Source organism: Devosia sp. FJ2-5-3 (assembly GCF_029201545.1).
Lineage (GTDB): Bacteria > Pseudomonadota > Alphaproteobacteria > Rhizobiales > Devosiaceae > Devosia.
Genome location: NZ_CP104007.1, coordinates 1,411,203 through 1,434,042, shown reverse-complemented (window position 1 = coordinate 1,434,042; position 22,840 = coordinate 1,411,203). Strand labels below are relative to the sequence as shown.

Here is a 22,840-nt window from a genome sequence, read left to right as displayed (position 1 = left end):
CCTTTCAGACTATACGTAAAGAGTGGAACGGATTTCGTAGCGGTCGGCCCGCATGGTGGAGACCGCGAATTCAAAGGGACTTCGTGCGTCGAAGGTGATGCGCTCGACCTCGAAGGCGGGCGTACCCGCGGGCAGTTCGAGATCACCGGCGTCTTCCTTGGCGACGGCACCGACGCGGTAGACTTCCTTGGCCCGGACCGGGACGATGCCGGCATTGTCCTTGAGCCAGCGATAGAGTGAATTCACTTCCGAGGCCGCCTCGAAAAGGCCGGGAACGCGACTGGCCGGCAAATGCGTGGTCTGGATGCCGATAGGCTGGCCATTGCCCAGGCGGAGGCGACGCAATTGAACAACGTCCTCCCCCTCAGCAATTTCCAGCGCCTCGGCGGTCGCGCCGCTGGCCCCGATGATCTGCGCGGCGAGCAGGCGCGTGCCCGGAGACAGCGCCAGGGTCTGCATTTCGTCGGTAAAGCTCGTCAGCCCGCGAACGCCTGCGACCATGGTGGCAGATCGCACGAACGTGCCCCGCCCATGTTCGCGGCGCAGCATGCCGGCCTCTTCGAGGTTACGCAGCGCATGACGAAGCGTGATCCGAGAAATGCCGAGCATCTCGCAGAGCTTGTCTTCATTCGGGATCTGCATGCCGGGCGCCCACTCGCCCCGGTCGATCAAATAGCGCAGCGCCATTTCCGCCTGGTGCCAAAGCGGCTCGGGGCGACGTCTGTCCGGACGCACCAGACCAGCAGGATGGTCGGTCATGATGTCCTCCTCCAATTGGATCCAGACGCGCCGGCAAAGGCTGCGCCAATAAGTCCTGCACGCGACCGGTGATGGGCCGGTTTCAGGGCGACGCCGCGCAGATGCGGCGGCAGGCGGCGATCGACCGCCGGACGCAGCAGGGGCTCAAGAATATCGAAAGCGTCCGCCACCCCTCCGGCGATGATGACCATCGCCGGATCGAGCAGCGCTACCGCCGAGCCGATGGCCGCGCCCAGCGCGTCGATTGGATAGTGAAGAGCCGAAAGAGCCGCGCTGTTGCCCTTGCGGGCCGCTTCCATCAGGGCATGACCGTTCGGCAGGTTCAGCGAAGCCGCCAGATGATCGAGCGCCCTGCCAGCCGCCTGTCGCTCCAGCCAGCCACTGACCTCCTCGCCCGGATCGGCGAGATCAGCCGTGGCCCAGCCAAAGGAACAGGCACCACCGGCATGGCCAGCTATGATCGTGCCCGACGCAAGAACGGCGGAGCCGATGCCTGTCCCCACCGCGAGCAGGACGGCATCTGTCGTCCCGCGCGCCGCGCCAGCACGCACTTCGGCAAGCAGGCTGAGCTGCGCGTCATTGCCCAGCCCGATCGAAATACCCGGCAGCGCCTCGGCAAGGTCGAGACCATCGAGATAGGGCAGGTTCGGCACCCATCGGCATACCGATCCCCGCGCAAGGCCAGGGATGCCGAGCCCCAGGGCCCCTGCCCCGTGCCGCTTCAGCCGATCCTGGACCAGCGCCATAAAGTCATCGCGCGTTTTTGGCGCCGCCACATCCTCAAGCAGGTCCACACCGGCCGGATTGGCTCCTTGTGCCAGCCCGATGCGGCACCGTGTTCCCCCAAGGTCAATCGCGAGGATCGCGCTCATCCCTTCACCCCGGTCGCCATGATGGAGTCGACGAAAAAGCGCTGGAGGAAGACGAAGAGCACCACAGGCGGCAGCACGGCCAACGTTGCGCCAGCCATGACGAGGCCGGTGTTCATCGCCCCGCGATTATAGCTCAGGAGCCGGGAGAGCGAGATGACGATGGGGTATTGGTCGGTATTGCCTTGCAGGACCGTGAGCGGCCAGAGATAGCTGTTCCAGTGATAGACGAAGGCGAAGAGCGTCAGCGCGGCAATGGCCGGCATGACCGCCGGGGCCACGATCTTGAAGAGGATGGTCACCTCAGACGCCCCATCCACCCTAGCCGCGTCGATGAGATCGTTGGGAACGCCCTTGATATATTGGCGCATCAGGAAGATGCCGAAGGCATTGGCCAGGTGCGGCACCACGACGCCCAACAGATTGGCATTGATCCCGAGATAGCCGGTCATCCGATAGAGCGGGATCAGGGTGACGATGGGCGGCAGGAACATGGTCGCGATCAGCGCTGCGAACAGCCAGTCGCGGCCGGCGAAACTGTATTTGGCAAAGGCATAGCCGGCCATCAGGCTCGTCACCACGATGGCAATCGTGGTCACCAGTGCGATGAACGCCGAATTGAGGAAGGACCGCCCCAGGCTGACGACCTCGGAGACCTCGAAATAGGCGTCGAAATTGGGCGAGCCCGGCAGCCACACCGGCGGCACCTGCATGCTTTCGGCCGGCGTTTTGAGGCTCGAGAGCACCATCCACACCAGCGGAAAGGCAGCGGCAACCGCAATCACGAGGATAGCGAGCGACAGGAGCGACGACTTCCAATTGGCCGGATAGCGACGATAGGGACGCTTGGTGCTGCTCATCGTTGTTCCTCCCGATCCCGGAAGAAGGCGAAGAGCAGGACGATGACCACGATCAGCGACAGCATCAGCGTCACCGCCATGGCCGAACCAAGGCCACCCTGCGCCCGCTCAATGCCGACGCGGCGGATATGATAGGTCATGACATTGGTGGAATTGACTGGTCCACCCTGGGTGATCAGAGCCACCGGCTCGAACACCTGCACCGCATTGATGACCGCGATGACGGCCGAAAACAGCAGCGTATTGCGCATCAGCGGCAGGGTGATCTTCCAGAACTGCAACCAGGCCGACGCGCCGTCCACCCGCGCCGCTTCATAAAGCGTCGTCGGGATCTGCGTCAGGCCAGCAACGGCGAGGACCGTGAAGTAGCCGACCTGTTGCCAGACATTGAGGAGGACGATGGAAAAAAGCGCCGTATTGGGTGACGACAACCAAGTTTGCGGCGGTATGCCGACCCAGCCCAGCATCTGGTTGAACGGCCCTTCGGTCGGCGAATAGAGCTTGGACCAGACCAGCGCCACCGCGATCATCGGCACCATATAGGTCGAGAACAGCACGGTTCGCAGAACGATGCCGCCCGGCGCAAATGTCTGATGGACCATCAACCCCAGAATGACCGAAAGCGGCAGGATCAGCGCGACAGACAAGGCGGTGTAGAGCGCGGTGTTGGTGAAGGCCGCGCGAAAATCGCGCCCAATTGAGGTCGGCCCGAAGAGATCGGCGAAATTGGCCAGCCCGACAAATCGTGCCGTGTCGAACCCCGTCTGGGTCGACCATTGGGTGAAGCTCAGCCCGATGGTCAGCGCCATGGGAACGAAGACAAAGATGGCGATGAGCCCCGTGGCAGGCGCAAGCATGCCGATAGCGGAGCGGGAAGTGCGGCCAATCATCCGGAAACTGCCTGGGAAACGGACAGACGGGACCAGGGCCCCGCCTGTCTCAAATCATCGCCTACTGCGCGTTGCGCTCGAGGATTTCGGTCGCGTCGGCCTGGGCATTTGCCTGGGCATCGGCGGCGGAAACCTGGCCGAACTGCAGGGCCTCCAGCGTCTGCTGCAACGATTCCGAGAATTCCTGTCCGCCCAGCACCACCGGGAACGGCTTGGCGTCGGAAAGGGTCTGGGTATAGCCCTCAAGGAAGGGGTCGTTGAGACGCTCGGCGAAGGCCACGCCATCGGATGTGCGGGACGGCAGGATGCCCATCGACATGAGAATCTCGCCCATGGCCGAAGCACCATCTTCGCCCGAATCCGGCCCGTTCAGCCAGGACAGGAACTTCCAGGCAGCATCCTGTTCTTCCGCCGATGCCTGCGCATTGACGACAGTCATCCAGGAATAGGAAATCGAGCGCGCCTTGTCGCCCGATGGACCGACCGGGATCGGCGCCGTTGCCACGTCGGCAAAAGCATCGCCCATACCGGCCTTGAGCGCGGACTCCCACCAGTTCGCCATGATGATCATGCCGGTCTTGCCCGAGACGAAATTGTCGAGGAACGGGCCAGTGGTGTTGGCATCGGCGGTGGCCATGGCCGGATCGGCATAGCCCGAGGTGATCAGCTTTTCGTAGAGCTCGAACGTCTCCTTGGCAGCCTGGCTGTCGAGCACCGGCTTGCCGTCGACGATGAGATCACCGCCATTGGACACGAGGAGCGATGCGAAGGGGTGCAGCACGCCTGCCGCCCAGGAATTGATGAGGCCAAAGCCCTGCTGACCCTTGGACTTGTCGGTCAGCTTTTCGGCCGCTGCGAGGAACTCGTCCCAGGTCTTTGGGGGCTCGGCGATGCCGGCTTCCTCAAACAGACGCTTGTTGTAGTTCAACGCATAGACGTCGATTTCATTGGGAATGCCGTAGAGCGATCCACCGGCAGAAGCCGCTGAAACCACACCTTCTGGCCAGTTGGCCCTGGTATCGCTGGCGATCGCCTCGGGCGCTGCGCTGACGAGGCTGTCCCGCACCAGATCCGGCAGCCAGGCATCGTAGATGCCGGCAATGGTTGCGCCGCCCGCGCCACCACCCGAAGTGCGCAGCGTCGTCAGCAGATCCCCGAAGGGGACCGCGCGAACGGTAATGGTATCGCCCGGATTTGCGGCTTCGTACTTGTCGATCGCGGCATCCAGCTGCGCGACCGTATCCGGTCCCCAATGCGTCAGAAATGAAATTTCTGCGGCCTGGATCGGTGCGGTCGTTGCCATCAGCAGCGCGCCAAAAAGCGCCAGGTTCAAGCCCTTGCTTGCGTTCATCGTATTCTCCCATCCTCCGTGCGCGGCTTCTCCAAACCGCAACACGTCCTAGTGTTATGACGTTATAACGACTTGGGCAAGAGGTCTGTTATGTGAGTGGCGCTGGAATAGCGCGCACGCCAAGAATACGATTTGCACGCTCCAGGGGAGCCGAGGATTGCTCTGGTCTGCCGCGCTGCCCATAGCCTGGAAACGAGTTGTGACCGTCGATCCATGAGATGAACGGGAACGTCGGCTTCGCCTCACGCATTGGCCATCCAGATTCCTTTGGAGGCAGATATGACCGACCGTTTCACCATGCAGGACCCGCGCCATCAATATCCAGCCCCGCCCTTCCCCCGCCAGGAGCAGGAGCGTCCGGGCCTGGTCAACAAGATGAAACCGGCGCCGGACCATGGCGAGGAGAGCTATTCGGGCTTTGGCAGGCTGCTGGGCCGCAAAGCCCTCATCACCGGAGGCGACTCAGGCATCGGCAGGGCCGCCGCAATTGCCTTCGCGCGGGAGGGTGCTGACGTCGCGATCAATTTCCTGCCCGAGGAGATGGAGGATGCGGACGAGGTCATAGGCTATATCGAAAGGGCCGGAACCAAGGGGGTGGCGCTTCCGGGGGATATCTCCAAGGAAGAGACCTGTAACTCCATCGTTGCGGCTGCGGTCAAGCAACTCGGCGGCCTCGATATTCTCGTCATCAATGCCGCTCGCCAGCAGGCGCGGAAGTCGGTTGATGACGTGACCAGCGAAGACTTCGACAAGACGATGAAGACCAATCTCTATGCGCTGCACTGGCTGACGCGGGCTGCGGTTCCGCACCTGCCGCCCGGCGCATCGATCATCAACACGACCTCGGTGCAGGCCTACCAGCCCTCCGCCGATCTCCTCGACTACGCCACCACCAAGGCCGGCATCGTCGCCTACACCAAGGCGCTCGCCGAGCAGCTGATCGAAAAGGGTATTCGCGTCAATGGCGTAGCGCCCGGCCCGTTCTGGACCGTGCTGCAGCCCAGCGGCGGCCAATTTCCTGAAAAGGTGGTGAAATTCGGGGAGAACAGCGCCTTCGGGCGACCGGGCCAGCCGGTCGAACTGGCGCCGATCTATGTGCTTCTCGCCTCTCAGGAAGGCAGCTACATCACCGGTGAAATCTTCGGAGTCACCGGCGGCAAGGGCATCGCCTGAACACCCGATATGGCGGCGCTCACCGAGCGCTGCTGCCCTCCTGCCCCGGCTTCAGCACCTGATAAGCGCCTGACCAATAAAGCAAAGGCTGGCGTGCCGGAGATACTTTGACGCCCCTCACCCGTCCGAGAAGAATCGCGTGCGTGTGTCGTTCAATGGCCTCATCGAGTTCGCAATCGATGACTGCCACGGCGTCATCGAGTCCCAGGGTTCCGGTTTCCAGCCGGCTCCACTCCCAGCCCACATAGCGGTCATTGCCCCTGATGCCGCCTCGTCCGGCGAACCTGTCGGCCACCGCCGCCTGATCGTGTGCCAGAATATTGACCGCGAATGCCCCTTCGTCGCGCAGGGCTGCCCAGGAGGATGAGCCCATGTTCAGGCTGACCAAAAGCGTGGGTGGCTCGGTGGAAAAAGACGAGACCGAAGTGGCGGTAAAGCCGGTACGGCTGGGGCCTTTTCCAAGTGTTATGACGCTGACAGCGCCTGCCAGACTGCGCATGGCGCTCTTGAAATCAGGCACGGGAACAGCTGGGTTCCGATTGGGGAGATAGGCGGCAAGATCAACGACCGACATGGATGGCCTCCGTCTTCGTGATGATATGTCACCAGCTTAGGGGAGGTCCCGGGATCGGGGGAGCGGCCGACGAAACAAAGCTTTTCGAAGTTGCCGCCCCGCAGGGTAATTAAGTCTACAAAATTTATAGAATTAGGATCGGTTGGCATCTGTCGTTGGAACTGGGTCTGCTGGAGCGGCGATCACCGCACCCTTTGACCAGACGCGTCAAAGATCAGCGCCTCGGCCAGCGCAAACGGCGCGGTAAACTTGTCCTGTGCTCTGGCGCGGGTCTTACCCCTTTGTTCGACAAGAACAATTTGCCCTTCGTCGAGGCGGCCGTGGACGATAGATGTACCGCCGAGGTTTTCGACGACATCGACGGATACGGATAAAGTGCCCAATTCGCCTTCGGCACTGTCGAATTGTTCCGGGCGCAGGCCAATGGTTACCGGCCCCACAGGCAAGGGCCCGTTCAAAGCCGGCGCGAAGGTGAGATCGCTGATCGAAACGACCTTGCCGTCGCTGGTGCCATTGAGAAGGTTCATGCGCGGCGAGCCGATGAAGCCGGCCACGAAGACATTGTCCGGATCGGCATAGAGGTCACCGGGTGTGCCGACCTGCTCAATCCGCCCGGCGCGCAGCACGACGATGCGATCGGCAAGGGTCATGGCTTCGACCTGGTCATGGGTGACATAGATCATGGTCGAGCCAAGGTCTTGATGGAGCTTGGCAATTTCAACCCGCATGGCGACGCGCAGCTCTGCATCGAGGTTCGATAGCGGCTCATCGAACAGGAAAGCCTTGGGCTGGCGGACGATGGCGCGGCCGATGGCGACGCGCTGCCGTTGGCCACCGGAGAGCTGGCTCGGCTTGCGCTTCATCAGCGGCTCAAGCTGCAGGATCGCCGCCGCTTCCTTCACCCGCCGCTCGGTCTCCGCCTTGGAGGTACCCGTCATGCGCAGGCCGAAACTCATGTTTCCCGCCACACTCATGTGGGGATAAAGGGCATAAGACTGAAAAACCATGGAGAGCCCGCGCCTTGCGGGCTCGATCTCGTTGACCACTTCGCCATCGATGCGGACTTCGCCTTCGGAAATCTCCTCAAGCCCCGCAATCATCCTCAGAAGCGTGGACTTGCCGCAGCCTGAGGGGCCGACAAAGACGATGAACTCGCCCTTTTCCACACTGAGGTCGACGCCATGGATCACCGGCGTCACCCCATAGGATTTGCGCACCTGGCACAGTTCGATGGCACTCATTGCCGTACGCCCTCCCACCAATCGAGGATTGTCTGCCTTGTCACCTCCGGCGCCTCAATGGCCTGACCATTTAAATAGGATGCCAAGGCAGCGCGGAACGTGCGCGCCACCGGCCGGTCGTCGAGATTATGCTCGAGATCGAAGGCCACGAGGATAAGTCGGCCTTGGCCGAGACGCATTTCAGCGCAGAGAACGAGGTCTCGATTGCTATTCCAGTCATCGACAACACGAACAATCGCCTTGTTTTTGAGGCCTTGCATGTCGAAAGCCCGTCGCAGATGGGTCAATTCCCACCAATGCCAGTCGGTGTGATCTGCCGATGGAAACTCCTCAAAAAGTGGGTGCTGGCTGTCGACAAGCAGGCCAAGCGTATGCGGGGCCTGCCCGTCGGTCCAGAGCGTGTTCCAGAACGCCGCTGTGTGCCCCAGAATGCTGTTTGGCCTCAGGGTTTCGGGCGGCGGCGACAGCACAAGCGATTCCCCTGCTGCGATGCGGTCGAGGGCGGCAGCGTCGAGCGCAGTAACGATCGGCAGGGTATGTGTCCCGGCGGCGGCCGGCATGACCCACAGCCCCCAGCGATTGCGATATTCGGTGCCGTCGAGGGCCAGAACCAGTTCATATCGTGCCGCAGCCGGAAGACCTGTCGTATCGATGATGATTTCGCCGATATCGTGCAGCTGGCCGGTGGCAAGGCGGCCTGCCGATAGAGTGCCGCTGCGGACCACATGCCCTGCCCCATCCTGTAGCGACCAGGATAATTCAACGTTTTCAATATCCTCGCCGGCGAACTGCGCGAGCTGGGCAAGGCCGGTGAAACGAGCCCCTTGGGTCAGCACAAAACCGTCGGCACGCAGCAGCGGGACAATCGGCGCGCAGAATTCGCGGAATTGGGATGGCGTCACATAGGGCTTTTCATCCCAGAACGCGTCGACGACGCCGACAAGCGCCGTGCCCTGCCCGGAAAAATCCTGGAGGCCCAGCAATTGCACGCCCGCCATATCGCGGGTGCGGAGCGCGGCCTCCATCTCTTCCTTATAGAGCTGGGTCTGCAGCGTGCCGCTGGCCATAAGGTAGTCGTGCGCGAGATGGCCGAGCCCCTTGGCTTCCAGATCCTCCTTGATCGTCAGGAAGTTACGCGCTTCGAGGACGCCGGAATATTTCGAGATTTCCTCGAGATTTGGGAAGACGCACCACTGGCCGATCTCGTGGCTGACCAGCGCCATGGGCACGGAGGCCACCCAGTCGGACCAGTCGGTTCTTGTCTCCAGAGCGCGGGCGTTGAGGCGACCATCCAGCCCCTCGCCCCAGCGCTGATTGCGCGGTTCGGGCTTGGACACATAGTCGGCGCGTTGGGTGGTCGGCCAGCCGGAGCCCCCGGTATAAAGCCTTCTACTGTCAGCCTTTTTCCACTTGTCGATGAAGCGTTCGAGGAAGGCATGGAGGCCCCGCCCGTTCACCTCATTACCCACGCAAAGCATGACAAAGCTTGGGTGGTTGCCGTAGTCCCGGATGATCCGCTCGGCCTCTGCGTGGATATAGCGATCCAGCGCGGGATCGGCGCCGAGGACCGGCCAGACTGGGGTTTCGACGTGGAGCAGCATGCCCAGCCGATCGGCGACTTCGAAGGCTGCTTTGGGCGGGCACCAGGAGTGGTAGCGGATGTGATTGAGGCCGTAAGCCTTTGCAGTACCGAAGACTTTTTCCCAGCCGGCGTGATCGGGGGGGGGATAGCCGGTGAGCGGGAAAATGGCGCATTCGAGCGTGCCACGCAGGAAAACAGTGCGGCCATTGAGCTTGAGATGGCGGCCATCGCGGGTAAAATTTCGAATGCCGAAAGTGGTTTCGCGGCGATCTTGAGCGACGCCATCCCGCAGCCATTCGACGGTGAGGCGATGGACGACAGGGTCGAATTCGTCCCAGAGCGCGGCGTCATCGGGCAGCGTGATGGTCTGCTCAAAAGTCACAAATGCGCTGTCAACTGCTAGCAGACTGCTAACGTTGAGAGGCTCATTTCGGCCCGCAATGTGAAAACTGAGCACCAACTCGTCCTGATGCGTCTCGGTCCAGAAAGTAGGGAAGCGAATGTCGGGGTCGAAAGCATCGAGTTCGACCTTGATGGTGATATCGCGGCTGGGGGCGTAGACATCGACACGGGCGATGGAGGCGCGGGCGGCCTCGATGCGGAGAAAGCCGACGACGCCGTTCCAATTGGTCTGGGTGTGCTCGGTTTTGGAGTGGGCGACGTCGCCCATGAGGGCGTGATCCCGAATGATCGCCTCGCCCACGGCCTCGAAGCGAGCATTGTCGATCATCATGACGATCTTGTGCGGCCCCGGCGCGAGCTTGCCGATGAGCATGCGCACGGCCGTGGACAGGCTTTCGTCGCGCCCGAGCTTATAGCCATCGACCCAGATATTGACCTCGCCATGCGGGCGCTCGAGGGCGATGTGAAAATAGTGGTCGTCCAGCCCCTCGGGAATCTCAATGGTTTTGGCGTACCAGGCCTTGCCGACATAGGGATGGCGGCGGCTGAGATGGGCCATGGTGCGATTGGTCGAGAGTGGGGTCTTTTGCGCCTCGTCGACGCTGCCGGGCAGCTGGATGGTGTCGGAGAGATCGGCCTTGAACCAATGCTCGGCCTCCCCGCAGCTGTCGGGATCAAGTGCAAAGGCCCATTCGCCTTCGAGGGAGATAGAGGTGAGCATGAGAGCCTTCTTCTTGAAGTCGGTGTCTGGTTGCCAAGAGTAACCCCCACCCAACCTCCCCCTGAGAGGGGGAGGAGTCGTTCAGTGGGCGGGATGGTTTCGGCAAACTCGATAGGTCCCTCCCCCTGAGAAGGGGGAGGTTAGGTGGGGGTCGACGCCCCTACATCTGCGCTTCGACTTCGGCCTTCACGGCGGCGAGCGCTTCTTCGACGCTCTGAACGCCGCGGGCGACGTTGTTGATGGCCGTGCCCATGGCCGTTGCGGCGACGGGATCGAGTGCGTTGAGGGTGAACGGGACCATCTCGGCCTGGATCGGGGCAAAAACCTCGTTGACGTTCTGGCCGCCATAATAGGGATCTTCGAAATTGATCCACTCCGACTGCGTGGCCGGGGTGTAGGCGGGGAAGAGATCGTCGTTCTGGTATTGCTGCTTGAGGCTCTCGTCATTGGTGACGACCCAATGGATGAAGGCCCAGGCGGCTTCCTTGTTCTGGCTGCCCTCAAGAATACCGATATAGTCGCCGCCCGAGTTGAAGGAGCGATTGCCATCGACGCCAGGCACCTGGGTAATGGCCCATTTGCCTTCCTGATCGGTGGCATAGGCGCGCTTCAAGAGGCCGCCGAACCAGTTGCCGTAGAGAGCAGTCGCGAGCTGACCGCGCTGGAAGGCACCCTGCCATTCCGGGCTCCAGGCGGTGAAGGGCGAGATCATGCCCGCATCGGCGGCTTCCTTGACCTTTTCGAGGGCGGTCGTGAAGATCGGATCATCGATCTGGAATTCGCCCTCGGCGCTGAAATAGCTGACACCCGCCTGAGCCATCATGGCGCGGACGATTTCCTCGCCATTGCCGATCACCCAGCGCTCATTGGGAATGACCAGCTTCTGGCCCTCGGCAATAAAGGCGTCCCAATCGGCAAAGAGCGCGCCGACTTCGGCGGGATCGGTCGGGAGGCCCGCTTCGGCGAAAATGTCGGAGCGGTAGAACATGCCGCCCGGGCCGGTGTGCTTGGGGAGAGCGGAGATCTTGCCATCCGGCAGGGTGACATTGGCGACGGTGAAGCCAGCGAAATCATCGATGAACTCACCGGCATTATAGGGCGCCTGCGAGAGATCGACCCATTGGGGCTTGTCACGCAGGAGCGCCATCATGCCGATCTCGATCATGGCCACGTCGGTGCCGCCGCCGGCCAGCATGGCGCGCTGCACAGCGTTGAGATAGGCGCTGTTGGCCTGCGGAATGCCCTGAACATTGACGGTAATGTTCGGATAGACCGCGTTGAACGAGGGCAAAAGCGCCTGGAAGGTGCGGTCATTATTGGGCCAGGTCAGCACATTGATCGTGCCGGAAATGCTGGTATCCGGCGCGTCCTGGGCGATGGCAGGCAACGAGACGATGCTGGCCAGCGCCAGGGCCGCAAGTCCTTTCAGAATAGTCTTCATGGTGCAAATCCTCCCTTTGCAGTGTCCTGCCGCTCCCCGCGGCAATTGGTTTATTTGACCGACCCGGCGGTCAGCCCGGCGATAAATTGGCGGCTCAGCAGGCCGAACAGGATGAAGACCGGCACAAGGCCCATCAGCGTGGCGAGCATCACCGCCGGCATGTCGGAATAATGGGTGGTCGAGAGCGTGGTGAGCGCCAGCGGCACGGTGAACTTGCTGCCGTCGCTGAGCACCACGAGCGGGATCTGGAAGTCGTTCCAGGTGCTGATCAGCGTCCACACCGACAGCGCTGCAAGCCCGGGCCGGATGATCGGCAGGACCACGAAGAAGAAGGTGGAGAGCCCCTTGGCGCCGTCCATCTCGGAGGCTTCGTAAAGCTCCTTGGGCACGGTAGAGCCGATATAAGTGTACATCCAGACGACGCCAAAGCCCGAGGCCAGCGCGGGGATGATGAGCGGCCAATAGGTGTTGAGCCAGCCCAGAGCGTTCATCTGCAGAAAGAACGGGATCAGCGCCAGCGAGGGGGGAAAGAAGAGGGTCGCGAAGGTGACGACGAGGATCATCTTGTAGCCGGGCGCGCGCGTGTAGCGCGCGAGGCCATAACCGGCCAGTGCACTGACCAGCACGAGCCCGATGGTTTTGGGCACCGCCACGATGAGGGAATTGAGGATCGGCCGGAAGGGCGGGAACACCGCTTCGATGTTCTTGTAGTTCTGGACGATATTGTCGCCGAACCACAGGGGCGGCGGGAACTGGAACACCTCGTTGAGGGTGCGCGTGGCGAAAACGGCCGTCCAGTAGAGCGGCAGGATGAAGAAGATGCTGAGCGCCAGCAGCACCAGGGTGATGACAAGGTTGAAGCGCTTTTCGCGATTGCGGAGCATCTGGATCATGCGCTCGCCCCGCGCAGGCGCTTGAGGCCGGCCTGATAGACAAGGGTGAGGATGACGACCGCGGCAAAGATGTACCAGGAGACGGCCGAGCCCAGCCCGAAATTGAGGCGCGTGAAGGCAGTGGCGAAAAGGTACATGCCCAGCGTCGTCGCCGAGTTATTGGTGCCGCCCATGCCCTGGGTGAGAACATAGGGCTCATCGAACATCTGGAGGCCACCAAGGGTCGCGGTGATGGTGGCGAAGGCGATGGCGGGGAGCAGCAGCGGCAGGGTGATGCGGGAGAAGATGGCCCAGCGCCCGACGCCATCCATGCGCGCGGCCTCATAGATATCGCGCGGAATGGACTGCAGAGCGGCCATGAAGATGATTATGTACCAGCCGGTCCAGCGCCAGATGACGAGGAGGACCACCAGCGGCTTGATCCAGGCTTCAGAGCCCAGCCAGTCGAAATAGCTCGGCGTGCCGCTCATGGCGCCGGAGAGCAGATTGACGATGCCGCCATTGGCCGAAAAGAACATGCGCAGGACGATTGCCGCGATGGCCGGCGCCACCAGCAGCGGCAACAGGAAGACCATGCGGAAATAGCTTTTGCCGAAGGCGACGTAGTCGTTGACGAGGACGGCGATGACCAGCGCCAGGAGCACGGTCAGCACGGTCGACCAGAACCACATGAAAATCGTGTTGCCGATCGCCTTCTGGAACACGGGATCGCGCAGGGCGCGGGCATAGTTCTCGAACCCGACCCATTGCGGGTCGGAAAACCCATCCCAGCGATTGAAGCCGAGATAGAGCGAGAAGATCACCGGGAAGACCGAGAACACGAGGAAGACGAGCAGGAAGGGCGCGACCGCCAGATAAAAGGCGTTGTCGCGGCGCATGCGGTGCAGTGTCTTCCCAGCGTGGCCCGATGCCATGCCAATCCTCCGGTTTCTGGGATTAAATAATCTGATGTTTGATCCGCCTGTCAAGAGGCAGCGCGCGCTGTTGTGCCGGGCACGCTGATCGCCGTATATAGGCGCTCGAATACTGGATGACGGATTGAAAGCGGCACCCCTTGACCCCACCAAAACCGTCACCTAGCATCCAATCATCTGATTTATAGGTGCCGTGTGAAGATCACAGCGATTTCGACCCGTGTGGTCAATGCGGAAATGCGCAATTGGGTGTTCGTCAAGGTCGAGACCGACGAACCCGGCCTGTTCGGTTGGGGCGAGGCAACGCTTGAATGGAAAACGCGCGCTGTCGTCGGGGCCATTGATGATCTGGCGCCCCTGCTGATCGGGCGCGATCCTCGCGACATCGAGCAGGCTTATCGGGCCATGACCAAGCAGAGTTTCTGGCGGCTCGGCGCCATCGGCATGAGCGCGGTCTCGGGCATTGAAATGGCGCTCTGGGACATTATGGGCAAGCATTTCGGCGTGCCGGTCTGGCGACTGCTGGGCGGCAAGGTGCGCGACAAGGTGGCGGTCTATACCCATCTCGGCATGGGCGACATGCGGGCGGTCTATGAGACCGACGAGATCGATCCGCTGGTGGAGCGCGCCCGCGAAGTGGTCGAGAGCGGCTACAAGGCGTTCAAGGCCGTGTTCGTGCCCTATACGCACTATCACGCCCCCCTGCCCCAGATCGACAAGGTCGCCCGGATGATGGAAGCGATGCGCGCCGCCGTGGGTGACGAGATCGAGATCATGGTCGACTTCCACGGTCGTCCGGCATCGGCCGGTGCGGCGCTGGCCTATATCGAGGCGCTGGCCCCCGCGCGCCCCATGTTCGTCGAGGAACCGGTTCAACCCGGCGACTTCCAGAGCCTGGCCAAGCTGGGGCGGCAGACCAAGGTGCCGCTGGCAACCGGCGAACGGCTGATCGACAGGAGCGAATTCGACGCGCTCTTTGCCACCGGCGCCATCGACATCGTCCAGCCCGATATCTGCCATTGCGGTGGGCTGATGGAAGCCAAGAAGATCGCCGCCCGCGCCGAGGCGCTGGGCATCGGCGTTGCCCCTCACAATCCTCTGGGCCCGATCGCCGGCGTGGCGGCGCTGCACTTTGCCGTATCGACGCCAAACCATGTCATTCAGGAGGAGATGGTGGGGGCCGTGCCCTGGTATTTCGACGTGGTGCAGGGACCGATCCGGCGCGTCGACGGCTTCTGGCAAGTGCCTGAGGCGCCGGGCCTCGGAATAGTGGTTGACGAGGCGGAGTGCGCCAAGCATCCCTTTGCACAGGAAGTGATGCATACGCAGAACGCCGTCATGCCAGACGGGACAATCGTGGATTGGTAAATCGATGCGCCTTGGGGGGAAAATCGCCGTGGTCACCGGAGCGGGACGCGGCATCGGAGCAGCCATAGCCGAGGCGTTCATACGCGAGGGGGCGCAGGTGATCATCGCCGAGCGCGACGAAACAACCGGCGCCGAGACAGCCGCCCGCCTGGGCGACAATGCCTTTTTCATCCACACCGATGTGACCGACCAGGACTCTGTCGATACCGCCATTGCCGAGACCCTCGCCCGCAACGGTGGCATCGACGTGCTCGTCAACAATGCCGGCATCAATGTGTTTCACGAGCCACTGGCCACGACCGATGACGAATGGGCACGCTGCATGGCGGTCGATCTCGAAGGGGTCTGGCGCATGTGCCGGGCCGTGCTGCCGACCATGCTGGACCAGCAGGCGGGCAGCATCGTCAACATCGCCTCATCGCACGCCTCGACCATTATTCCGGGCACCTTCCCCTATCCCGTCGCCAAGCATGGGCTGCTGGGGCTGACGCGGTCGCTGGGCATCGAATATGCGGCGCAGGGCATTCGCGTGAACGCGATTGCGCCGGGCTATATCGAGACCGATCTGGCCGTCGAATATTGGAACACTTTCCCCGACCCGGCGGCCGAACGGCGGCGCACCTATGACCTCCACCCGCCCAAGCGCATCGGCAAGCCGGAGGAAGTGGCGATGACAGCGGTGTTTCTCGCCAGCGACGAGGCCCCTTTCATCAATGCGACATCCATTGCCGTCGATGGCGGACGCTCGGTGCTCTATCATGACTAGGGCGGGACCGGCGTGCCCGCCAACGCCCTAGCAACGCCAGCAAAGGAGCGCGTGCCGTGACCCTGGCCGCCACGACCAAGCCACTCCTCAAGCCGCGCGTGCATCGCCACGTGGTCAAGACACTGGCCCAGCGCATTCTGGACAATGAATTCCCGCCCGGCAGCGTGCTCCCCTCCGAACCGGAACTGTGCGAGACGTTCAATGTCAGCCGCAGCGCCGTGCGCGAGGCGGTCAAGGTGCTCGACAGCAAGGGCATGGTGACGACGCGACCGCGCATCGGTACGGTAGTGCGGGCCCGCGAAGACTGGAATTTGCTCGATCCGGACGTGCTGGCCTGGTCGATGGAGCTGCACCCGAGCGCCGAACTGGTGCTCAGCCTCATCGAAGCCCGGCAGGTGATCGAGCCAGCCGCGGCCCGCTTTGCCGCGCTCAGGGCCACCGCCAGCGACATCGCCCCCATGGAGGACGCGTTTGCCCGCATGAGCATGCACAAGGCCAGCCAGGATTTCGAGGCGTTCAACAAGGCCGATATCGACTTCCACACGGCCCTCCTCAGGGCCAGCGGCAATATCGTCTTCCAGCAATTGTCCAACACCATCGGGGCGGCGCTGGCCTATTCATTCCGCCTCACCATCGCCCGCGCCCGCGAGCCTGGCGCTTCGCTGCCAAACCATGGCGAGGTGATCGAGCGCATTCGCCTGCGCGACAGCGAGGGCGCGTTTGCCTCGATGGCGCGCCTGCTCAATATCGCACTGGTCGACCTCAGTCTCTCCGGCATGCGCGAAGAGCGGCAGTCGTAAGCCGCGCTGCTAGATCACCGCGAATTTGCCGCCTTCGACAAGCACTTCGACGGCGGCAGGGTGGCTCAGGAAATTGCCGGGGCTGGCGGTCGGCCCATAGGCGCCGGACTGCAGCACGGCGACCAGGTCCCCCGCCTTGAGCCCGGGCAGCTGGGCACTGCGCGCCAGCGTATCGAGCGGCGTGCAGAGCGGCCCGACAATGGTCATCGGATGAAGATCGGTTTCGTCCATCCGCGCCGGAGCGACGATTGGAAAATCGCGCTTGATGATCTGCCCCAGATTGCCCGACGCGGCCAGATGATGGTGCATGCCGCCATCGGTGACGACGAAACTGGTGCCGCGCACCGCTTTGACCGAATTGACCTCGGCGACATAGATGCCGCCCGGCCCGGCGAGGAACCGCCCCGGTTCGACAACGATACGGGCACGGGAGAGATTGGGGTCGGACTTCAGCAGCGAGGACAATTCGGGCAGGCCAGCCTTGACGGCGGCCAGATCGAGGGGCGTTTCACCCGCATAATAGGGAATACCAAGGCCACCGCCAAGATCGATGGAATCCAGCGGGCGTCCCAGCCTCGTGGCGATGTCGCCGGCGATGCGGATGCCGTGGCGCCATTGATTGAGCAGCGCCGCCGCATCGAGGATCTGCGTGCCGCCATAAATGTGCACGCCGACGAGATCGAGCTGGTGGCATTGGGAAAGCTGGGTAAAGACCGGCTCCAGATCTTCCTCGCAAAAGCCGAAGGCCGTGGGCTTGCCGCCCATGCGCATGGCGCCGGCCTGGGCCTCGGCCATGGGATTGATGCGGAGGGAAATCTTGACGCGCCAGGCCAGGGAAGCGGCGAAGGCTTCGATCCGCTCGATCTCCTCATGGCTCTCGACATGGATTTCACCGATGCCGGTGGCGATGACCTCCTGCAATTCGTTGCGGCGCTTGCCCGGGCCCGCAAAGAGGATGCGCTCCGGCAGGGCACCCGCCCCAAGGGCCGCCCGATATTCCCCGATCGAGGCGATTTCGATGCCGGCGCCTTCGGAGACAAAGAGCGCGATTACCTGCCGTGCCGGGTTGGCCTTGACCGAATAGTGGATATCGGCAAAGCCGCCCAGGGCCCCGGCGAGGGCGCGATAGCTCCGGCGCATGACGGCGCCGTCATAGAGGAAAGCCGGGGTCCCGACTTCGGCCACGATGGACCGCACGCTCACTCCGCCGAGGACGAGATCGGGCCCGTCGACGGTAAAGATCGAGCCGGCGATATCGGGCCCGTGCGGCAGCTTTGCGCTTTCAGGCCCCGACATTGTCGCTCCGCTCCCGCACGAGGCTCTTGTAGTCCACCTTGCCATTGGGTGTGGTCGGGAGCGCTTCGGAGAGCTCGAGGGCGCGCGGCAGCATGTAGCTCGCGAGCTTTTCGCCGAGGGTGCGCATCACCTCGCCGGTGTCGACGGTCTCGCCCACGGGAACGACTATGGCGTGCACCTTTTCGCCCGCAAGTGGATCCGGAAGCCCGATCACCGCCACATGGCGAAAACGACCGGTCGCCATCAGGGCTTCCTCGACTTCCGTCGGGCTGATTCGATAGCCGGAGGATTTGATCATCACGCCATCGCGGCCGACAAAGCTGAAATAGCCCTCTTCGTCTTCGACGACGATATCGCCGGAATAGCAGACGGTTTCCCCACCCTGCTCGGACGAGATGAATGGGTGGGGCCGCAGGACGCGGGCTGTTTCTTCAGGCCGGCGCCAATAGCCCAGCGACACGGTGGGCCCGCGATGGACCAATATGCCCGGCTCGCCCGGACGGGCGCGGCGGCCATCGGCAGTCACGGCAAAGATTTCGCATTCGGGAATGGCGCGGCCAATCGAGGTGGGACGCTTTTCGATGTCCTCGGGCGGCAGGAAGGTCGAGCGGAACGCCTCGGTCAGCCCATACATGAGGAAGATCCTGGTCTGACCCAAAAGGGCGCGAAGGCTTTCGACCGTCTCGGCCGGCACGCGGCCACCCGAATTGGTGATGTAGCGCAGATGCGGCAATTCGGTTTTACGCAGAAGCGGCGCGCCCTTGGTGAGGATCGCCCAGATGGTGGGCACGCCGGCGAGCGCGGTGATGGCTTCGTCGCGGAGCACCCGGACGATTTCATCGCCGAAGCGGAAACTGAAAATGACGAGGCTCGCCTTCTGTTCGACGGCGGTGAGCAATTGATTGAGCCCGTAGTCGAAGCTGAACGGCAAGAGAGACAGAATGCGATCGCTCGCGGTGATGCCGAGATAGGTGCGCACGATCCGCGTGCCGGCCAGCAGATTGCGATGCGACAGCATCACGCCCTTCGGCAGGCCGGTGGAACCGGAGGTGTAGAGAATGGCCGCGAGATCCTCGCCGATGGCGACCTCGCGCGGTGGGCGCGGCGCGGCGCGATTGTCCATGTCCTCGACATAGAGCAGGCGAATATTCTCCAGCCCCGCGAGGGCCGGCTCGATGGTTTCGGCAAGGCTGCGGCTCGAAATGACGATGGCCGCTTCGCAATCGGCCACGATGTGGCGCACCTGGGGCGCCTTCAGCAGCGCATTGACCGGAACGAAAACGCCCTGGGCCATGCTGATCCCGAAAATGGCCCAGCATTCCTCAACACCGCGCGGCAGGAAGATGACGACCCGCTCCCCGCGCTGGAGGCCAGCCTCGGCAAGATGACCCGCACACTTTTCGACGGCCTTGGCCAGCGCTGCATGATCGAGGCGGCGCGCGCCATGCACGATGGCTTCATCAGCGCAATCTGCGGACCCATCGAGCAGGTGATGGAGAAGATAGGGCGAACGGCTCAATGCGTTCCCCGCCGCACAAAGGCGATGATATTGCCGGGGGTTTCGAGATTGGCCGGATCGAAATCGTCATCGGTCAGTTCGATCCCGAATTTCTCGCTGAGAAACATCATGAGCTCGAGAAAGCCGAGGGAATCGAGGGCGCCCGACTCGATGAGCGGGGTATCGGCATCGCAATCCGCAAGCGCGGGAAAGCGCGCGCGCAGATAGTCGTAGACGATTGCTTCGACATCGTCGTTGATCAGCATGGCCGCAGCACTCAAAGTGTCCTCCAATTGGCCTCAGAGGCCCATAAACGCCAGTTCCGAATAGGCCGCGTCGATGCGCCCGTCATGCCATTCGCCCTTGACCTGCACCGGTGCGCCGCGGCCGAGCCATCCGCTCGGCACGGCCTCGTCTCGATTGACGAACAGGCAGAGCAGAAAGACGCCCCGGCCGATCAGGAAGCGCGCAATGGCGCCGCGAGCGGCCTGGGCAGCACTGCGATCGCGCGCATAGATCAGCCGCGCGAACGGCACACCGCGGCGCGAGGTCCGCGAAAAAATAAGTGGGGTCACACCCGCTTCGTCTTCGAGCACGGCACAGATGCAGTCCAGCTGTGCGTGAAATTCGAGCATCGCCCGGTCGGCTTCATCGAGCCGCGCCAGGGATCGCGCTGACACCGGCGCCACATGCGCGCCGGACCGGAAATTTGAAAGGGCGATCCAGGGCAGGAAAAGATAGGCGACCGTATCGGTAATGGTCCGGAAGCCGAGAAGCGTGTTGAGCTTGGCCGCCTCTTCGGACGCGGTGAGGTCGGTATAGGTGGTCGCGGGCTCGGAAGTGGCGCGCATCAGCATGCGCGGCGCCAGCCAGCGATATTTGGGGCGCACATACCAGCTGGAGAGATTGACCACTTTTGGTCCGTTGAAAGTGCGGCGCCCAATGGTGAGGAGCACGCCGACGGGCTCGCCATCAACGCTCATGACATGACCCGGCGCGCCCAGCTGCGAGGCCTTCGAATAGTCAGAAACCGCCTGCAGCGTTCGCGCCCAGAAGCCATCCTGGTGCCTGGGGAATCCCTCCTTCAGCAGCGCAGCAGCAATTGCGAAATTGCCTTCCCCGATGGGACTGAAAATGATTGATGCGCCGCCCATTGCCCTGCCATCGCGTAGAAAAATACATGTGCGGTAGAAACCCCATAATATTCCTACCCAATATCGATGCAATTTGCTGAAAGAACGCCGCAGATGGTTAAGCCGTCAGTATGAGGTGTGGGAGACGGGCAGCGCGCGGCCTCGACCGCCCTCCCTGCGCCCCCTATCATCGGGCCCCCAAGTTTTGTACGAGATTGATAGGGCGTTTGGTCCCGCACAGTTCCGGGATCCCCCTCATGAGAAAACCCGCGCCGCGCAATCAGAGCTTCAGTGAAGAAGTGGTGGAGCGTTTTGCGCGGGCCTGGGCGTCGATCGACGGACGGCTCGAGGATTTCGATCGCGAACGCAACAGGGCCCTGCCTCCCGCCGAGGCGTGGGAAACCGAAGAATGGACCGGCCACTATATCGGTTACATGGCCGAGGCGCGCGAGCTGCTCGAGCGCGCCGGGTGCTATGTGTCGGTACGCCCGCCGCCCCAGATCGTCAACGACGAACCGGAGCAGCGGGCCAAGCCGGATGGTGATCTAGACTTCGACTGAGATCGGCGCGTCGAGCTGGAAGAGGATGCCATCTTCCTCGCTCTCGGCCTTCCACATGATCATGCCGAACTGCGCCGGCTGATCCAGCACGGTGAGGCCGGCATGCCAGACATTCTGGCCGATGCAGATGGCGTCTTCCGGGCCGGCGAGGAAAGCCTTGGCGCCGGAAAGATCGGGGGAGCCATCGGCGGCAGTGGGTGCAACCAGCACCAGCCACCGACCTGCCTTGAGCGGGACAAAGCTCTGCGTGGAATGCGGGTGGCGCTCCAGCGCGGCGACCGAAATCGCCCCTGTGACGGGCTGCGGGCAAAGCACTGTGAAAGCATGGGCGCCGGAAACATCGCCCTTTTCCATCACTTCGGGGATGGCCCGGGCCTTGCCGTCGTCCGAGCCGAGCAGGGTGACATAGGGAGCAATGGCCGCAGCGGTGAGCGGCTGAGCCTTGAGTGTGATCGACATGGTCGTGACCTAGTTGAGCCGCTTGAAGCTGGCATGGCAGATGGGGCCGCGCAGCAGGGTCATCACATCGCGCCCCGCCTCGCATTCGGCGATCAATGCAAAGACCGGATCGAGCGCATGGAAATAGCCATCGACGATATCCGGCGTGTGGGCGGTGCAGGTGTAGACGCTGTTGGCAGCCAGATAGCCCTTATCCAGCATTTCCTGGCTGATCAATGTCTTGTAGGCGGCAGAATTGGGGCCAGCGAAATTGAAGCTGGTGAGGGCCGGAAGTCCTGCCGTGGTGAGCTTGAGGCCGTGCTTTTCAGCCAGAGTTTTCCAGCGGGCGGTAATATCGAGCCCTGTGCGGGTGATAGCGTCCCAGGACTGGGTTTCTTCCATGACGGCGAGCGTGGCGAGACCCGCTGCCGAGCCGATGCGCTCGGTCCAGAAGGTCGAGCTGATAAAGGTGGTCTGGGCAGATTCCATGACCGCGCGACGGCCAATGATGGCGGTGACGGCATAGCCATTGCCCAGCGCCTTGCCGAACACAGCCATGTCGGGGTCGACATTGTAATTCTTGTGCAGACCGCCAAAACTCTGTCGGAAGCCGGAGGTGCACTCGTCGAAAATCAGCACGATGCCATTGGCCGTGGCCAGCTCGCGCACACGCTCGAGATAACCCGCCGGCGGATCGAAGTTTCGCGAGACTTCCATCATGATGACGCCGACCTTGCCGGTAGCGATCACCGCTTCGAGGGCTGGAATATCGTCATAGGCAAAGGGATAGACGGTGCCGCGCAGATTTCCCGGCACGCCATTGGGATCGAGGCCGGGCAGCAAATGGCCTGCAAGGCTGTCGTCGGTGCCCAAGTTCGAGGCGAGGTACCAGTCGTGCCAGCCGTGATAGCCGCAGATGGCGATGCCATCGCGACCGGACGCGGCGCGGGCGATGCGGATGGCGATGGCATTGGCCTCGCCGCCGGTGCGGGCAAAACGGGCCATGTCGGCCCAGGGATGCAGCTCGATCAGCTTTTCGGCCAGCGCCACTTCCTCGGGGGCGTTGAGCGTGGACATATTGCCCTTGGCGACGACCTCGAGCACGGCAGCATCGACGCGCTCATCCCCATAGCCCAGCGTGTTGGCGCCGACGCCCATAATGGTCATGTCGATGAGCTCGCGCCCATCGAGATCCCACACGTGACAGCCCTTCGACTTGCTGAAATAGGCCGGCCACTGATCAGGCAGAAACATTTCCGGCCGCTTGGACAACAGCATATTGCCCCCCGGAATGACCTCCTTGGCCCTGCG

General features: G+C 62.6%; 22 protein-coding genes. 5 read left to right on the top strand and 17 right to left on the bottom strand.

Annotated elements, in window-relative coordinates; translation table 11 throughout:
• Positions 1–9: 9 nt before the first annotated feature.
• From N0P34_RS06905 to N0P34_RS06885, 5 genes are all read right to left on the bottom strand, one after another.
• The gene (locus N0P34_RS06905; protein ID WP_275606280.1) at positions 10–759 is read right to left on the bottom strand and encodes a GntR family transcriptional regulator; all 750 of its coding nucleotides are present in this window, start codon (positions 757–759) and stop codon (positions 10–12) included.
• Positions 756–1,631 (bottom strand): ROK family protein, encoded by an 876-nt coding sequence (locus N0P34_RS06900; protein WP_275606279.1) that lies wholly within the window; start codon positions 1,629–1,631, stop codon positions 756–758. Before N0P34_RS06900 ends, N0P34_RS06905 begins: the two co-directional genes overlap by 4 nt.
• Complete coding sequence (locus N0P34_RS06895) at positions 1,628–2,488, bottom strand: carbohydrate ABC transporter permease (RefSeq protein WP_275606278.1); 861 nt, start codon at positions 2,486–2,488, stop codon at positions 1,628–1,630. The genes N0P34_RS06900 and N0P34_RS06895 overlap by 4 nt, the downstream gene beginning before the upstream one ends.
• Positions 2,485–3,378, bottom strand: coding sequence for a sugar ABC transporter permease (locus tag N0P34_RS06890; protein ID WP_275606277.1), 894 nt, complete (start codon positions 3,376–3,378; stop codon positions 2,485–2,487). The genes N0P34_RS06895 and N0P34_RS06890 overlap by 4 nt, the downstream gene beginning before the upstream one ends.
• Positions 3,379–3,439: 61 nt before the next feature.
• The gene (locus tag N0P34_RS06885; RefSeq protein WP_275606276.1) at positions 3,440–4,729 is read right to left on the bottom strand and encodes a sugar ABC transporter substrate-binding protein; all 1,290 of its coding nucleotides are present in this window, start codon (positions 4,727–4,729) and stop codon (positions 3,440–3,442) included.
• 279 nt (positions 4,730–5,008) lie between these two features.
• On the opposite strand from N0P34_RS06885, the gene N0P34_RS06880 reads away from it, so the two are divergent.
• Entirely contained in the window at positions 5,009–5,902 is an 894-nt protein-coding gene (locus N0P34_RS06880) for an SDR family oxidoreductase (protein ID WP_275606275.1), read from the top strand.
• Positions 5,903–5,921: 19 nt separating this feature from the next.
• Here the strand turns inward: N0P34_RS06880 and N0P34_RS06875 are convergent, their stop codons facing one another.
• The 6 genes from N0P34_RS06875 to N0P34_RS06850 all read right to left on the bottom strand — a co-directional run bounded on the left by N0P34_RS06875 (position 5,922) and on the right by N0P34_RS06850 (position 13,670).
• The gene (locus N0P34_RS06875; protein WP_275606274.1) at positions 5,922–6,476 is read right to left on the bottom strand and encodes a flavin reductase family protein; all 555 of its coding nucleotides are present in this window, start codon (positions 6,474–6,476) and stop codon (positions 5,922–5,924) included.
• 182 nt (positions 6,477–6,658) lie between these two features.
• Entirely contained in the window at positions 6,659–7,717 is a 1,059-nt protein-coding gene (gene ugpC / locus N0P34_RS06870; RefSeq protein WP_275606273.1) for a sn-glycerol-3-phosphate ABC transporter ATP-binding protein UgpC, read from the bottom strand.
• Complete coding sequence (locus tag N0P34_RS06865; RefSeq protein WP_275606272.1) at positions 7,714–10,422, bottom strand: sugar-binding domain-containing protein; 2,709 nt, start codon at positions 10,420–10,422, stop codon at positions 7,714–7,716. Before N0P34_RS06865 ends, ugpC begins: the two co-directional genes overlap by 4 nt.
• A gap of 160 nt (positions 10,423–10,582) precedes the next feature.
• Positions 10,583–11,863, bottom strand: coding sequence for an extracellular solute-binding protein (locus N0P34_RS06860; RefSeq protein ID WP_275606271.1), 1,281 nt, complete (start codon positions 11,861–11,863; stop codon positions 10,583–10,585).
• Between the two features lie 50 nt (positions 11,864–11,913).
• Positions 11,914–12,756, bottom strand: a complete 843-nt coding sequence (locus tag N0P34_RS06855) for a carbohydrate ABC transporter permease (RefSeq protein WP_275606270.1) — start codon at positions 12,754–12,756, stop codon at positions 11,914–11,916.
• The gene (locus N0P34_RS06850) at positions 12,753–13,670 is read right to left on the bottom strand and encodes a sugar ABC transporter permease (protein ID WP_275606269.1); all 918 of its coding nucleotides are present in this window, start codon (positions 13,668–13,670) and stop codon (positions 12,753–12,755) included. Before N0P34_RS06850 ends, N0P34_RS06855 begins: the two co-directional genes overlap by 4 nt.
• 195 nt (positions 13,671–13,865) lie before the next feature.
• On the opposite strand from N0P34_RS06850, the gene dgoD reads away from it, so the two are divergent.
• Genes dgoD through N0P34_RS06835 form a run of 3 tightly spaced genes read left to right on the top strand, consistent with a single transcriptional unit; the run spans position 13,866 to position 16,604 of the window.
• Positions 13,866–15,038, top strand: coding sequence for a galactonate dehydratase (dgoD, locus tag N0P34_RS06845; RefSeq protein ID WP_275606268.1), 1,173 nt, complete (start codon positions 13,866–13,868; stop codon positions 15,036–15,038).
• A 4-nt stretch (positions 15,039–15,042) separates the two neighbouring features.
• Positions 15,043–15,804: an SDR family oxidoreductase gene (locus N0P34_RS06840; RefSeq protein ID WP_275606267.1), complete on the top strand. Its 762-nt coding sequence runs from the start codon at positions 15,043–15,045 to the stop codon at positions 15,802–15,804.
• A gap of 56 nt (positions 15,805–15,860) precedes the next feature.
• Positions 15,861–16,604, top strand: coding sequence for a FadR/GntR family transcriptional regulator (locus N0P34_RS06835; protein WP_275606266.1), 744 nt, complete (start codon positions 15,861–15,863; stop codon positions 16,602–16,604).
• Between the two features lie 9 nt (positions 16,605–16,613).
• On the opposite strand, the gene N0P34_RS06830 is transcribed toward N0P34_RS06835, so the two are convergent.
• Genes N0P34_RS06830 through N0P34_RS06815 form a run of 4 tightly spaced genes read right to left on the bottom strand, consistent with a single transcriptional unit; the run spans position 16,614 to position 20,552 of the window.
• Positions 16,614–17,900, bottom strand: a complete 1,287-nt coding sequence (locus N0P34_RS06830) for a type III PLP-dependent enzyme (protein WP_275606265.1) — start codon at positions 17,898–17,900, stop codon at positions 16,614–16,616.
• Positions 17,887–19,419, bottom strand: coding sequence for an AMP-binding protein (locus N0P34_RS06825; RefSeq protein WP_275606264.1), 1,533 nt, complete (start codon positions 19,417–19,419; stop codon positions 17,887–17,889). Before N0P34_RS06825 ends, N0P34_RS06830 begins: the two co-directional genes overlap by 14 nt.
• Complete coding sequence (locus N0P34_RS06820) at positions 19,416–19,679, bottom strand: acyl carrier protein (RefSeq protein ID WP_275606263.1); 264 nt, start codon at positions 19,677–19,679, stop codon at positions 19,416–19,418. Before N0P34_RS06820 ends, N0P34_RS06825 begins: the two co-directional genes overlap by 4 nt.
• Positions 19,680–19,697: 18 nt before the next feature.
• Complete coding sequence (locus N0P34_RS06815; RefSeq protein ID WP_275606262.1) at positions 19,698–20,552, bottom strand: hypothetical protein; 855 nt, start codon at positions 20,550–20,552, stop codon at positions 19,698–19,700.
• Positions 20,553–20,788: 236 nt separating this feature from the next.
• Between N0P34_RS06815 and N0P34_RS06810 the strand changes: the two genes are divergently transcribed.
• Positions 20,789–21,091, top strand: a complete 303-nt coding sequence (locus N0P34_RS06810) for a hypothetical protein (protein ID WP_275606261.1) — start codon at positions 20,789–20,791, stop codon at positions 21,089–21,091.
• On the opposite strand, the gene N0P34_RS06805 is transcribed toward N0P34_RS06810, so the two are convergent.
• Both N0P34_RS06805 and N0P34_RS06800 read right to left on the bottom strand, forming a co-directional pair.
• Complete coding sequence (locus N0P34_RS06805) at positions 21,077–21,550, bottom strand: ureidoglycolate lyase (RefSeq protein ID WP_275606260.1); 474 nt, start codon at positions 21,548–21,550, stop codon at positions 21,077–21,079. The genes N0P34_RS06810 and N0P34_RS06805 overlap by 15 nt on opposite strands.
• Positions 21,551–21,559: 9 nt before the next feature.
• A complete protein-coding gene (locus N0P34_RS06800) occupies positions 21,560–22,807 on the bottom strand; it encodes an aminotransferase class III-fold pyridoxal phosphate-dependent enzyme (RefSeq protein ID WP_275606259.1) in 1,248 nt (415 codons plus the stop codon).
• Positions 22,808–22,840 lie beyond the last annotated feature (33 nt).